At 25.5% G+C, this 14,189-nt stretch carries 9 protein-coding genes and 4 tRNA genes; 12 read left to right on the top strand and 1 reads right to left on the bottom strand.

Annotation, left to right across the window (positions count from 1 at the left end; translation table 11 throughout):
* The first annotated feature begins 960 nt into the window (after nucleotides 1-960).
* The 9 genes from N747_RS04005 (at nucleotide 961) to N747_RS0100950 (ending at nucleotide 7,764) form a co-directional block, all read left to right on the top strand.
* On the top strand, nucleotides 961-1,125 hold the full coding sequence (locus tag N747_RS04005) for a hypothetical protein (protein ID WP_240992287.1): 165 nt from the start codon (nucleotides 961-963) through the stop codon (nucleotides 1,123-1,125).
* A gap of 178 nt (nucleotides 1,126-1,303) precedes the next feature.
* Entirely contained in the window at nucleotides 1,304-1,429 is a 126-nt protein-coding gene (locus N747_RS04260) for a UvrD-helicase domain-containing protein (protein ID WP_420885270.1), read from the top strand.
* Nucleotides 1,410-1,706, top strand: a complete 297-nt coding sequence (locus N747_RS0100990; RefSeq protein ID WP_024563432.1) for a UvrD-helicase domain-containing protein — start codon at nucleotides 1,410-1,412, stop codon at nucleotides 1,704-1,706. The genes N747_RS04260 and N747_RS0100990 overlap by 20 nt, the downstream gene beginning before the upstream one ends.
* A 2,541-nt stretch (nucleotides 1,707-4,247) precedes the next feature.
* The gene (locus tag N747_RS0100975) at nucleotides 4,248-5,936 is read left to right on the top strand and encodes a ribonuclease J (RefSeq protein WP_024563431.1); all 1,689 of its coding nucleotides are present in this window, start codon (nucleotides 4,248-4,250) and stop codon (nucleotides 5,934-5,936) included.
* A 268-nt stretch (nucleotides 5,937-6,204) separates the two neighbouring features.
* On the top strand, nucleotides 6,205-7,068 hold the full coding sequence (locus N747_RS0100970) for a DegV family protein (protein ID WP_024563430.1): 864 nt from the start codon (nucleotides 6,205-6,207) through the stop codon (nucleotides 7,066-7,068).
* 335 nt (nucleotides 7,069-7,403) lie between these two features.
* Nucleotides 7,404-7,479 (top strand) — tRNA-Glu (locus N747_RS0100965).
* 12 nt (nucleotides 7,480-7,491) lie between these two features.
* A tRNA-Arg gene (locus N747_RS0100960) sits at nucleotides 7,492-7,568 on the top strand.
* A gap of 24 nt (nucleotides 7,569-7,592) precedes the next feature.
* Nucleotides 7,593-7,669 (top strand) — tRNA-Pro (locus N747_RS0100955).
* Between the two features lie 20 nt (nucleotides 7,670-7,689).
* Nucleotides 7,690-7,764 (top strand) — tRNA-Gly (locus tag N747_RS0100950).
* Between the two features lie 150 nt (nucleotides 7,765-7,914).
* Here N747_RS0100950 and N747_RS0100945 read toward each other — a convergent pair.
* Nucleotides 7,915-8,721 (bottom strand): HAD-IIB family hydrolase, encoded by an 807-nt coding sequence (locus tag N747_RS0100945; protein ID WP_024563429.1) that lies wholly within the window; start codon nucleotides 8,719-8,721, stop codon nucleotides 7,915-7,917.
* Nucleotides 8,722-8,914: 193 nt separating this feature from the next.
* Between N747_RS0100945 and N747_RS0100940 the strand changes: the two genes are divergently transcribed.
* The 3 genes from N747_RS0100940 to N747_RS0100925 all read left to right on the top strand — a co-directional run bounded on the left by N747_RS0100940 (nucleotide 8,915) and on the right by N747_RS0100925 (nucleotide 13,437).
* Entirely contained in the window at nucleotides 8,915-10,606 is a 1,692-nt protein-coding gene (locus tag N747_RS0100940; protein ID WP_024563428.1) for a ribonuclease J, read from the top strand.
* Nucleotides 10,607-11,963: 1,357 nt separating this feature from the next.
* Nucleotides 11,964-12,953 carry a ribonuclease HIII gene (rnhC, locus tag N747_RS0100930; protein WP_029783869.1) on the top strand — a complete coding sequence of 330 codons (990 nt, stop codon included), beginning with the start codon at nucleotides 11,964-11,966 and terminating at the stop codon, nucleotides 12,951-12,953.
* 64 nt (nucleotides 12,954-13,017) lie between these two features.
* Nucleotides 13,018-13,437, top strand: coding sequence for an HIT family protein (locus N747_RS0100925; RefSeq protein ID WP_024563426.1), 420 nt, complete (start codon nucleotides 13,018-13,020; stop codon nucleotides 13,435-13,437).
* Nucleotides 13,438-14,189: the final 752 nt, after the last annotated feature.

The following is a 14,189-nucleotide window of genomic DNA, read 5'->3' as shown; positions in this document are numbered from 1 at the left end:
AACATATATTAAAACTGTATAAAAGGAGATAATTAACTTGACTTATGATTAGCGATATTAGTGATATTTGTATTAATTTTTAAATAAGGTAAAATCTTTTTTTCGAAAGTAAAGTAATATTTAATTAAAAATAAGGTATTTCGGTATTTTAATTATTTTTTGATAGCTTTTTTTATTTTTGTTACATATTAAAGTTTTGATAAGAAAAACTTCAATCTTAATGCTCTTAAAAGAGGTATTTTTGTAGGAATGGGTCCTGTTTGTGTGCAATCTTATGATGCCTTTGGATTAAGATAGCCATCTTACTTTGGGAGATGAGTGTTTAATTGGGTTTGAAATTTTGTTATTGAAATAAATCGCCAAACAACAAAGCAAATAATTATAATTAACAATTAATACTTTTGTAGTATTATTATTGATATTGAAACAGGAAAAGCCGATATAATTGCTTTATGTTTTGATATTACTTAGGCTAGAAAAACCAAAGTTGATTTTAGTATTTTATACAACATTCCTATGAATGGATTTATAGTAAGAAGGGGAAGAACAATAAAGATTTTGAATCTGTTCTTTTTGCACACAATGCAAGAGTCAAAGATACAGATTTATTTGCTCACTTAGACAAGTTATATAAAACCTGCCAAAAATGAAGGCAAAGACAAATCATTTACTTTTATAGCTGTTACTGCTAGTGCTACCTGATACAGATTTTAGGTAAAGGTTATATTAAAAAAATATCAAACAATAGAGATATTATCAAAAAAACTTTTTCAGATGATATTGGACCTAATTTGGAATTTATTAGAAATAATAAAGCAGATATTTTTTGTAGTCGATGATGTAATAGTACGTTAAAATAATGAAATAGACAAAGATTTAAAGTATTTTATTTTTGAAAAGAATAGGTGATAATTGAATAAAGTGCCCCCCCATTTATAAAAAAACAAAAAAGGAGATTAAATGACGAGAAATTACATAAGTTATTATTCCATTAAAAAATCTTTTAGAAGAAATAAATTAACTTTAGGCAGTTTTTTGCAATATTTGGTTTTACCTACCTTAGGTATTGTTATTCCTTTTATTATTTATTTTGCTTCAAAAGGTTATTGGAGTTTAGCTAAGTAATTAGCATAATATAAAAGAAAGGATTATAATAAAATGACTTTAAGACAAGTTTTAACACTTATTGACCTTAATTGTATATTTATTTTTGTTTTATATAATTTTGGCGTTATTGTTCTTGATTCAACTAAAATTACATGGATTAAATAATGAGTGTTTTTTGAAAAACACTCATTAAAGTATAAAAAAATTAAGTCAAGAACAATTAAAAGTAATTAAATATAATAAAGGTTCTTTAAATGTTGTTGCTGGCGCAGGCACCGGAAATACCACAGTTTTAATTAAGCGTGTTAAATATTTCAATTGATAAATTGGAAATTTCTTTGGATGATATTTTAATTTTATTTTTTAGTAAAAGTACGGTTAATGAAATTAAGAAACGTTTTTATACAGATATTAAAATTATGACTTTTCATGGATTAAGCAATAGTATTTTAAAAAAGAATATTGATTTATTAAATAATAAATATGATTGTAGTTTTAAAATTATAGATGAATTAGAAACCGAATATGCTATTAAAAATATTTTGAAATCCAATAATAATTTGAATAAATATGTTTCTTCTTTTAATAATATTAAATAAATATACTATTTACGACCCTCAAAAAGGTAAAAAACTTAAAACAAATTATTATAACCCAGATGGAACTGTTAAAGAAGTTGTAAATCATTAATCATATTATATTCATATTAAAAGACGATCATATAGAACTAGGCGGTCAGCCGATGGATATTAAGATTAACTATTATATACCCCTTCTATAAAGTCCCATTTTGGGGATTTAGGTTTTTTTAATATTATAAAGGAGAACAACAAAATGTTATTTAATTTATCAAAAGAACAAAAAGATATTATTAATTATGATGATTCTTTTATGTAATATTATACATGGTTGAGTTGGTGTTGGTAAAAATAATGTTTTAATTGAGAAATTAATAAAAAAAGAAAAAGATAATCATTTAATTTTGGTGGCTACTCATAATACCAAAAATATTATTTATGATAAATTATTTTTATCATTAAAAAAACTAATCCTTTTTATACTGATGATGAATTGAAAAATATTCATTTAACAAACTTTTACAATATTTAAATAAATTAATACGTTTAACTTTTCAAAAATAAAATTGTTATAAATTTTTTTTGAAATGTTATTAGACTTGTATTATGATAAATTAAATTCTTTAAATTTAATAACTTTTGATGGTTTATTAATTAAAACTAGTTATTTTATTGAATTTGTTTAAAAAAATATTGGTTTTGTTTATAATCGTTCTATTTTTATTGATGAATTTCAAGATTTAAATTATTTTTATTATTTAAATATAAAAGAATTTTTACTAAATAAAACTAATATTTTATTATTGTTTTGGTGATTATAACCAAAATATTTATAGTTTTTTGGTTCTAGTGAATGTATTTTAACAACTTTTAAAAAAGATTTATCCCTCAACAAAATTTTTTAAATGTTAATTTTCTTTCTAGAGGAATTCATATTGTTAAAGCAGCAATTTGTTGATAAAGGACAAATTGAGGATGCTTTTTCTTTGGTAATGACACAAAAACAAAATTTTTACAACATTATTTTTCCATAATCATTAAAAAATCAGTTCCTTTTATCATAACTCAATTTATTACCAATATTAAAGATTGTACCTTTTTTGCTTTTGTTGGGTTTGTTGAATTGGACTGGATTGCTAACTGAAATATGGGAATTACTGCTAATGTCATAACTCCTTTTGTTCTTCTTTCCATAATTCATTTGGATTTAATTCAGTGTAATAACACTTTGGTTAAATTTTAGAAAAAAAATTAAACCTTTTTAGACCTGTTATTAGTGCTTAAATTTTTAAATAATGATAAAATAATATAAATCAAATATAATATTAATGATACTAAAATTAAAAATTGCAAAACAATTATCCTTATCATTATAAAATTTAAGATTTTTGCCAATTTCTAAAAAATAGACCCGCTTTTAGTGGGTCTTTCATTATTTTAGCAAAAATTGTAACAAATAATAAAATAGTAATTACGCGCTTTATTGAGGATTTTACTACATAAATAATTTCTTTTGTCAACTTTGAGGCAAAAATGCGTTTTTAAAAATTATTTTTTTAGTATAATATAGGTATATTAGATAATATTTAGTATTTTGATTGGTTGCTTAAATTTTTAAATCAAAAGTAATAATTCGGCTTATTTTAAAAAACCAAAATTAATACTAACAATAATATTAAAATTAACTTATAAAAAAGTTATAATCTAGATTTAAAATTGAAACTAAATTTAAAACTATATATTTGCAAGAAATTTATTTTTTATAACCCGTCTCAAAATCAATTTCTTTGGAAAAAAATTATAATCCAAGTTTAAAAATCATAAATAATTCAAAAAAACTGTTTTACCCTAAAGCCAATTATTTTTTCAATTATTTATGATTTTGAAAATTATTAAAAATATTTATCAATAAAAAATTGCTTTTGGAGATTTTAATATCCAATAAAAATGCAATATTTGAAAAAACCAAAGAAAACTGAAAAAATATTTTTTTATTAATGATTTAAAATTATTATCAAATTGCCCAAAATCATTAATAATCCACCTATTTTTTTATTATATTTCTTTTTTATTTTTTCCTTCTGGCTAATATTTAATTATTCAAAATTTTATTTTGACTCTTATAAAACACTTTTAACCTAATAAATAATATTTTTACTACAATAAAATACGAGCAAGTTTTCCAAAAAAAGTTTTCGTGCATTTGTTGCGAGTTTTTATTGATTTTAATTGCATTGCAATTGCTGTTTTATTTTTATTTTGGGCATTTTGCAAGTTTATTTATTGATAAATTAGATAAATTCGGAATTATCATATACAAATTTGGCTTTTACAAAAACATTTAAATTGACAAAACGAAAAAATATTTACTAAATAATTCAACAATTCCAATAATTACCAAACTTGAAACCTAAATATATTTTTCAATGCTCGATTCTGGATTTGCGATCCCAATTCAATCCCAATTTTTATTTTTTAATTTTTTAATTTTCAAAACATTTCAAGAAATTATTTTCATCTTTAATTATGAATAATTTCCAAATTATAAACTGGAGGTTCCAAATGAATGACATTAAATTTTTTGCTTTAGGAGGACTGGGCGAAAGTGGAAAAAACTTTTACGTCTTGCAAATTAATGAATCTTATTTTTTAATTGATGCTGGACTAAAATATCCCAATACCTCTCTTTATGGCATCGATTCTATGATTGCTGATTATTACAAATTACAAGATATCAAAGATAAGATTAAAGGCGTTTTTTTATCTTCGTCTTTTGAAACCAATTTGGGTGCCTTGCCTTACTTGATGAAAGATTTTGATATCCCTGTTTATGCTTCTTATTTTACTATGCAAGTCCTAAAAGCGCATTTTCAAAGTCATAAAGTTAATTATTGCAATTTTAATCTACAAATCGTTAAAAGTGATGAAAGACTTATTTTTGATGATGTGTCAGTGGCCTTTTTTGCTACATCGCAGTTGATTCCTGAAACATTGGGGATATTTTTTCAAACTAAAAGAGGTAGCATCGTTTACTCTGGCGACCTGAAATTATTGCATTCTAAAAATAAATTTTTTCAAACCAATTTTACAAGATTAGCTCAATTAGCACAATCCAAAGTGCTTGCCTTTTTGCCTTCTTGCTATGGGGCTTTTAGCACATCTTCGCATAATAACGATGCATCAAGTTTTGAGCAAAAATTGAATAACTATTTTAGCAATCACTTGCTGAAATCCGAAGGAATTATTGTTATTCCTTCTTTGATGCCTGATTTGTTAAAAATTCAATCTGTAGTGGATTTGGCATGTAGACTTAATTTTAAAATAACTTTTTTAGGTAGAAAAAGTGAAAAAATTATTGATGTTGCTTTGAAAAAAGGTTTTTTAAAAGTGCCTTACTTCAATTTAGTGGAATTAAAAACACTAGAAGACTCCAAAAAACATCCAAAATTAGTTGTATTTGTGCTAGGTAAGCATTTTGAATCTTTGTTTCATTTGCAAAAAATGTGTCAAAAAACAGATAATTTAATTCATTTAACGCCCCAAGATTTAGTGTTGTTAATGTCCAAAGAAATGGCAGGAATTGCCAAAATGCAATCTCAAACCCTAGATCTTTTGTCACGCCACAATATTCAAGCCCATGTTTTGGTCAAAGATTTAGACGCTTGTTCCAATGATTATGAAAAAACCCTTAAATTGATGCTTAATTTTTTAAAACCTCAATACATTATTCCTGTTATGGGTGAATATCGTCATCAATATCAAGTGCAAAAAATTGCTCAAAGTTTAGGATTCAAACTCAACCAAACTTTCTTGTTAGAAAATGGTAGTATTTGGCATTGCGACTCACAAAAAGATGCTTTTGTCGAATCTAATACTGGCGTTCTTACAGAAATTTTAATTGATGGCACTCCCGTTATTGATGGGCAAGATTTTATTATGAAAGACCGTGAACTTTTAGCAGCGGATGGAGTTATAATTGTTGTTGCCAATGTTAATGCTAAACATAAAAAAATAGTAGGAGAACCACAATTAGTAAGTAAAGGCTTTTTAGCAGATTCCGAAACTAGTCATATTTTTCCTAAGTTAAAGGCTATTTTTGATGAAAAAAGTGAAATTTTTTTGAAAAAAAAGTATCTTAAATGGAATGATTTCAAAAAAAATATTAGAGAATCGTTAGTTAAATTTTTATTCAAAGAAACTAAAAAAAGACCTATTGTTATTCCTATTTTTATTAGTGTTAAAAGTGAATAAAATTAATAATAAATATAAATACAAATAAATGCGATACGAAATAATAAGAAAGTTGTCAAAAATAAAATAATAATTCAATATAAAAAAATTTAATTTTATTGTTGTGCCACTTTCCTTTTATTTTTTGCTCTTATTACAACCAACTAACACCTACTTTCAATACTAATTTCTTTTGATATTTTAATTATATTCCAAATATTTTTAATTCCTAAAAACCTTTATATGGCAAATAATTAGCATCCCTAAAGTAAATTAAAGGAGAATTAATGTGAAAATAAAAGTTGCAACCACTTCTACTAGTTGTCTTGATTATTACTCGCATTCTTGTGATATTGACATTCTTAGAATCAAAATTTTAATCGATGATCAAGAATATATTGATGGTAAAACCATGAAATACGATCAATTTTATCAAATGTTTAAAAACAACCCTGATTTTATGCCTAAAACTTCGCAAGTATCAGTGGGCGAAATGGTAGTTTATTTTAAAAAATTAGCTTTACAAGGTTATCAAAAAGTTTTTGTAACTACGCTATCTTCTGCTTTAAGTGGCACTTATAATGCTATTATTCAAGCAGGAAAAATGGTATCAGATAAAATTAAGGTACACTGTTATGATACTAAAACTGTCTGTTTTTGTGAAGGTTTTTTTGCCCTAGAAGCTTATCGTTTATTTGCAGAAGGCAAATACTTAGAACAAGTTGTCCAGCATTTAGATTTTATTAAAGAAAACAATACCATTTTTTTTATGACCAAAAAGCTCACACAATTAATCAAAAATGGACGTTTAGTGGGAGTAAAAAGTCTTTTGGGTCGTCTTTTGAGAATAAATCCCATTTTACAAGTTCAACAAGATGGTAAAATTGTTTTAATTAAAAAGACTTTAAGTTCACACAAAGCACTTTTAGCTATAGCTTCTAAAATCAAAGAATACACCCAAAATCATGATTATCAAATCCATTTAATTTTTACAGGGCACCCTGAATTAAAAAATGAGTTTCAAAAAGTTTTAGAAACCCAATTAGGCTTAAAAAATTTAGTACAAATCCCTTTAACTCCTGTTGTTGGATGTCATGTAGGAGACAGCGCTATTGGAGTAGGAATTATTAGAAAACCTAAATTTCAAAAATAATATACTTGCCATTATTATAGTTTTTGCAAAATTGAAAAATAGTATAAATATTAATTCTTACTCCTTAATTTTTGCAAAATTTATTTTTTGATTTCCTTTACGACTGCATTTCCACACCAAAATATCTTAATAATACATATTTTCCAAATATTTATTATAAAACAATTTTATTATTTGACTTTTTGTCTAAATGTTGGTATAATAATTATTGGTTAAAATTAAAAAAACTTTTTAATAACTTATTTTATTTTGATGCCACTTTAAGAAGAAATTATTTTTTTATTTATACTTTTATGATTTATTCTAAGTTATAAAGGTATAAATAAAAAATATTAGGCCCGTTGGAGAAACGGTTAACTCACATGCCTTTCACGCATGCATTCACGGGTTCAAATCCCGTACGGGTCACCAATTTGATAAAAAGCACCCATAGCTCAATTGGATAGAGCATCTGACTACGGATCAGAAGGCTAGGGGTTCAAATCCTCTTGGGTGCGCCATTAAAATATCATAAATGTAATTAACGGGAAGTAGCTTAGCTTGGTATAGCGCCTGGTTTGGGACCAGGAGGTCGCGGGTTCAAATCCTGCCTTCCCGACCATTCCTTAATATAACTTCTAGGCGGGCGTCGTATAATGGCTATTACCTTAGCCTTCCAAGCTAAAGACGTGGGTTCGATTCCCATCGCCCGCTCCATTTATTATTACTCATAATAAATATAAAATAAAACTATAAACTAAAAAGTTAAACCGCTTATCTAATTTAGATAAGCGGTTTAACTTTTTAGTTTATATTTAACACAAAAAAAAGCTGCAACAAATTGTTACAACTTTCTCTTTTGAACTATTAAATTATTTTTTTAGTTTTAAAAAAATCATACATGAGGTCTTCATCTATATGAGGACTTACAAAATTAGCAATATTTTTTAAATCTTCTATTTTGGTATTTCCCATAGTAATTGCCACATCAGCTAATTTAAGCATTTCAAAGTCGTTGGGACCGTCTCCCATACAAATTAATTGATGATCAGGATAAAGAGACTTAATTTGCTTAATGCCGTATGATTTGTCTATTTTTTGATACATTATATCAACAAAGCCACTATCCCAAAAGTAAGCTTTTAATTGGGGCATATCTTTTAAAAATTGTTTTATCCTTTCTTTATCATTTTCTTTTTCGTGTAATAATACCATTTGATAAACTTTTTGTTGCTCAAAAAAAGAATCATTTAGAACTAGTTTTTGTTCCCCTTTAAAACTGCTAATATTTTTGAATGTTTGATTGTTTTGTAAATCTATTGCAAAAATTTGTTCCAAAGTAAAAAGAGTTAAAGCAACTCCATTTTTAGCAGCTGTTTTTTTTACTTGCATAACATCTTTTTTGTCGAAATAAACCCCATTAAGGACTTTTTCTTCTTGTGTTTTTTGTGCTTGCATTGTAATAGCACCATTGCACAAAACTAAATATTTAAATAAAGGTCTTAATTCTTTTAAAACTCCTAATCTAGCATAACTTCTGCCTGTAGCGATTCCTAAAACTACATTAGGATCTTTCGAAAGTTCTTTGATTAACGCTTTTGTCTGAGGCAAAATAGCTTTATTTTTATTACTTCTTAAAGTTCCGTCAATATCAAAAAAAATTAGTTTTTTCATAAACTTTATTACCTATTTTCTTTATGAATATAATTTATAATGTCTTTTTTGCTAAAAATATAAATTTTATACAATAATTAATTATAATTATTGCTTATATTATACTATAATATAGGTAGTAATAAATCGTTAAAATAATAAACTTTAACAGTTTTTTATTGATTTTAATGAGATTTAAAGGAGAATAATTTTTATGAATAATTTAAACCCAAATATTAATAACTATAATTCTGATGTTTCTTTCTTTGCTTTGGGAGGTCTTGGCGAAGTTGGAAAAAACATGTATATTTTTGAAATTCACAAGCAAATTTTTATTGTAGATTCAGGGATTTTGTTTTCAGATGATTTTTTGTTAGGAGTCAATTACGTCATTCCTGATTATGATTATTTATTGAAAAATGAATCGCGTATTGTAGGGCTTTTTGTTACTCACGGACATGAAGATCATATTGGAGGTATTCCTTATTTGCTTAAAAAAGTGCATATTCCTAAAATTTTTGTCTCAGGGATTGCATATTATTTGTTGGAACACAAATTAGCAGAGCATAAAGAAATTGGCGCCCTACCCAAAATAGAAAAATACAGCCATAATACTAAATACGAATTTAGCCATCAAGTAAACGTGTCTTTCATCAGACTTAACCACTCTATTCCTGACACTTTTGGTATCGTTTTTAACACCAAATACGGCAATATTTTTTATACTGGGGATTTTAAAATTGATTATACTCCGGTAGGTCCAGAAGCTGAATACGACAAATTAATCAAGATTAAACAAGAAGGTGTTTTATGCCTCCTTTCTGATTCTACTAATGCCGAGCAATCTGGGTTGGTCCAATCTGAAAGCACTATTGGGGCTTCCATTAATGAACTTTTTGTAAATATTGCAAACCGCATTATTATTGTTACTTTTGCCTCTAATTTTTACCGCATCAAACAAATTGTAGAATCTGCTATTCAGACTAAAAGAAAAGTTGCAGTGTTTGGGCGTAGTATGGAAAAAGCTTTAGAAATTGGCAAAAAACATGGCTATCTTAACATTCCTGAAGGCACCTTTGTCACAAACAATAACATTCACAAATATCGCGATATTATCTTACTTTGCACCGGTTCACAAGGAGAGCCCTTAGCAGCTTTAAGCAGAATTGCTAACAACACTCACAGACAAATTAAATTAAGCCCCAAAGATACTATCATTTTTTCTTCTTCTCCTATTCCTGGCAACCAAGAAAACATTAATAAAATTTTTGATTTACTTTTCAAAAAAAATGTCAACGTCATCACTCACGGACCTTTAATTCAAACTCACGTATCAGGACACGGCAACCAAAATGACCTGAAATTGATGCTTTCGCTTACTAAGCCCAAATATTTTATTCCGGTTCACGGCGAACATCGTATGCTAATTGCACACAAAAATTTAGCCCTAGAATGTGGAATTCCAGAAAGTAATATTTTTATCTTAGAAAATGGACAAATGGTAAACTTAGCTCCCGAAAAAGCCGCCATTACCCAAAAAATGAACGTGGGCAACGTCTTTATCGATGCTTCTGGGATAGACGATGTGGGCAATTCCATCCTAAAAGAACGCCGTAGTCTGAGTGAAAAAGGCTTATTTTCTGTTGTTATGAGTATTGATTTAAAAAGAAAAAAAGTCCTTAATTTACCAACAATTATTTCTCGTGGATTTATTTATATGAAAGATAATCAAGAAATGATTAAACAAATTTCTTATGATATTAAAAATAGCATTGAAACTGCTATTAAACAAGATCAAGTGCAAAAAGAGAATTTAAACAAAATTATCGTTGATTATCTTGCCTCTAAAATATACGGAATTACTTTAAGAAATCCAATTATTATTCCTATTATTTTGACAGTTTAAATAGTTTATAGCAAATTTTCCATTATTTTTTAACTTATTTCCATTATTTTAAAAACTATTTGAGATTTTTTTACAATGATATCTTTTTTGCAAATGGGGGATCAAATTTATTTCTATTTTTATATTAACGCCGTTTTTGATATTAAAATTTTTATTGAATTACAATAAATAACTTTTTTAAAAATAAAACGGTCTTTTTTTTAAACATTTTGTAACCATTTCAATAATTTTTTAAGACCGTTTTATTCTTTTTCCTTTTCTTGCCTTAATTTGTATTTTAATTTTCCTTTTATGATATTCAGGTGTTGCATTAAAAAACATTTTGCCTTTGGATTTACCTTAGGATTATAAATATTCTTTAAAATTAAACCATTATTTAACTAAAAATAAAAAACCTTCTACATTTTATAACTCAAATTGATTTATAATTTAAAATTTTTTAATGGTACTATTATATTTTAAAAATAAAAATATAATATTTTTCAAATATGAATATCGCATTTTTTACGCTAAAATTCGTTCATTAATTTATTTTATCAAAGGAGAATTACATAAATAATTATGGTAATTGTTTATACGAGTTTTAGTTGTTTTTCTTGTAAAAAAAGTTAAAAAATGTTTAAAAGCTCATGGGGTAAGATACGAAGAGTGTAAATTTTGTTAAATTGTGAAATGCAACCACAAGATCTGTGGATGTAATTTAAAAAATTGTGATTATGGTTTTGATGATATTATTTCACGATGTTTTAAAATTTTTAAAGAAAAACAAATATATTTTGAAACTATCAACACTGATAACATCAAAAAATTCAAATTTGATACAACAAAGAAGAAATTCGTATTTTTATTCCCAAAAAACTGCGTTATTACTTAATGGAAAATAATTTTATTTTTTATAAAGATAAAGAAAATAATCAATATGAAAAAGTATTACAAAACTTTTTTAAAAATCATAAATAATTAAGAATAATATTTTTGTTGCAAAAAGTCTCTTATCATTTGCAAAATTTCTTTTATCATAATCAAAACACTCAAGTTAAAAAACAATTTTTGCCCCTTTAAATTTCTAAATTGGCTATTTATAAAAGATTTAATTAAAAAAAATAAACCAAATTTGTAAGACCTTCAAAAAGCAATTTTAATCAAAAATAATTTTAAATTAAAAGTTAGAATGTTTGAAAAACATTCTAACTTTTTTTTTATATAAATTGCAAATATTAGCTTATTATTTTATCTTTTTTTAGTTTATTGTGATATATAATAAAAGAAGTGATGAATAAATTTTGTCTTTTTTTTTCAAAATCTAAGACAACAAAAAACTGCCAAAATTCAAGAAATATTAAGGAGGTGTTGAGTGATGTCAAATTATAGTTTAAAATTGAACAACAATCAATTAGCAACAATTAAAAAATTTTACCAAAAACAATTAAAATTATCACCTAATAAAACGGTTGCTTTTATTATAGACGAATTTTTGGCTAAAATAACAGTTTATAATAACGGAACTTTGTTAGTGCAAGGAAAAAATACCCTATCTATGTTTTCTTTTATTAAAAAACTGTTGCAAATTAAAACAGTTAGCGATAATAGCGAAATAAAAGAAGTTAGTAATTTGTTAGTCAAAAAAGCCCCAACGTTAAAAACTGAAAGCAATTTGGAGACAAATTCATTTTTGCAACTTGACGAAAAAAAAACTTATTATCTGTCATCCATCGGTTCTGATGAAGTAGGTACAGGAGACGTTTTTGGTCCTGTTGTTGTTTGTTGTGTTTATTTGGCTGCTAAAAATATTACTTTTTTACAAAAATTAGGAACTATTACCGAATCCAAAAAAACCTCAGATGAAAAAATAATGAAGATAGCTCCTTTAATTATGAAAGAAGTTATTTATTCTGCGAAAATAATGATGCCTTTGGAATACAATCAAAAAATCAAACAATGTAATCTGAATAAAATCAAAGCTTTAATGCATAACGAAGCAATTAAGCAAACTGTTTTAAAAGCACCTCCAAATGTTCTTGTTATTTTAGATCAATTTTGTTTTCCTAAAAATTATTTTAATTATTTGCAAGACCAAAAAGACCAAAATGAGGTTTATAAAAACATTATTTTTGAAACCAAGGCTGATAGTTCTTATTTTAGTGTTGCTGTGGCTTCCTTTATTGCTAGATATCTTTTTTTAACACAAATAGCAAAACTTTCTAATCAAATTAATTCTAAATTGCAATTAGGAGCAGGCAAATTAGTAGATATGCAAATTGATTTGATAGTAAAACAACACGGATTAGAGATTTTGCCTCAAATTGCTAAGTGTAATTTTAAAAATATTGTACGCAAAATGGAATAAATTTATAATATTGGTGCTTGCTTACAAGTTTTATTTATCAAAAAATAAATTTAAAGGAGTTTTTATGTCAACTATTTTTACTAAAATTATCAAAAAACAATTGCCTGGTTATCTACTTTATGAAGACAATTTAGTGGTTGCTTTTTTAGATATTACTCAAGCGACAAAAGGACACACTTTGGTGGTGCCTAAACAAGAATATCGCGATATTTTAATGGTTCCCGAAGATGTTTTTGTCCATTTGTTTAAAGTGGTGCATCAAATAAGTAAAGTATTAATTGATGTTTTTCAAGCTCAGGGAATCAATTTATTAAATAATAATGGCAAAATAGCAGGGCAAACTGTTTTTCATTATCACGTGCATTTAATTCCTCGTTTTGATGAAAAAGAAATTAATGTAGTTTTTAAAAATAATGCTTCTTTGATGCTTCCTCAAGATTATAAAAAAGTTCAAAAAGATATTTTAGTGCATTTGAATAAATAAAAAATATATTGTTAAGGAAGCATAAAATAAATATATTACCGTCTTTCTTTTTTAATGATAAAACCTTTACAAAATATTTTTATAGAACTTTTAATTTATATCAAAAATGAAAAAAATCTTAAAAGAGAGGTGTTTTATGCAAATCAAACAATCAGAAAATATATTTATATGGGTTTTTAAAGGGATATACAAAAGGATTTTTATATTTCGGATGGGTCTTTTTGCTGATGAAAAAAAAGGATAAAACACAAGTATTAAAAATATGGGATTTTTATTTGTATTATTGTCATGATTTATCATTTGATTATTTATTTTGCACCAAAGAAAAAATTAGAGATTTTTCAATTTTCAAAGAATTGAAAAATATACTCAAATGGCAGAAGAAGGTTTTTGTGTAAAATTGAAAAATATTGGAATTTTGTGTTTAAAGTGACATTTTATGGAACTTATTGAAGATTTTGATTTCTCAAAAAACAACAAAAGAAAAATTATTGTTTGTAAAGAAATTATTTATATTTAAGATAATAAAAATTATCTTTTTATTGGGCTTTATTTGCAATTTGAAAAGATGTGCGCTGTTGCGTTTTTTTAGACAACTTTTGTCTCTAAAATTATTCTTTAAGACTTTAAAATTAATAGATAATTTTTAAAATTAATAGATAATTTCATATCTTTTCAAACTAAAGAAATATTGTTTTCATTCAAAAAAGTGTCTAAACTTTTTTTGATAAATCTTTTAGTTTCAAATAATA

This window comes from Candidatus Phytoplasma tritici, assembly GCF_000495255.1.
GTDB lineage: Bacteria > Bacillota_I > Bacilli_A > Acholeplasmatales > Acholeplasmataceae > Phytoplasma > Phytoplasma tritici.
Note: the sequence above shows the minus strand (reverse complement) of the source record. Positions and strands in the feature narration are given on the sequence as shown.

Bases quoted from the DNA above. Each gene is read 5' to 3' on its own strand.
- N747_RS04005 (WP_240992287.1), top strand. From the start codon at position 961: ATGACGAGAAATTACATAAGTTATTATTCCATTAAAAAATCTTTTAGA.
- N747_RS0100975 (WP_024563431.1), top strand. From the start codon at position 4,248: ATGAATGACATTAAATTTTTTGCTTTAGGAGGACTGGGCGAAAGTGGA.
- N747_RS0100945 (WP_024563429.1), bottom strand. From the start codon at position 8,721: ATGAAAAAACTAATTTTTTTTGATATTGACGGAACTTTAAGAAGTAAT.
- N747_RS0100940 (WP_024563428.1), top strand. From the start codon at position 8,915: ATGAATAATTTAAACCCAAATATTAATAACTATAATTCTGATGTTTCT.
- rnhC (WP_029783869.1), top strand. From the start codon at position 11,964: ATGTCAAATTATAGTTTAAAATTGAACAACAATCAATTAGCAACAATT.
- N747_RS0100925 (WP_024563426.1), top strand. From the start codon at position 13,018: ATGTCAACTATTTTTACTAAAATTATCAAAAAACAATTGCCTGGTTAT.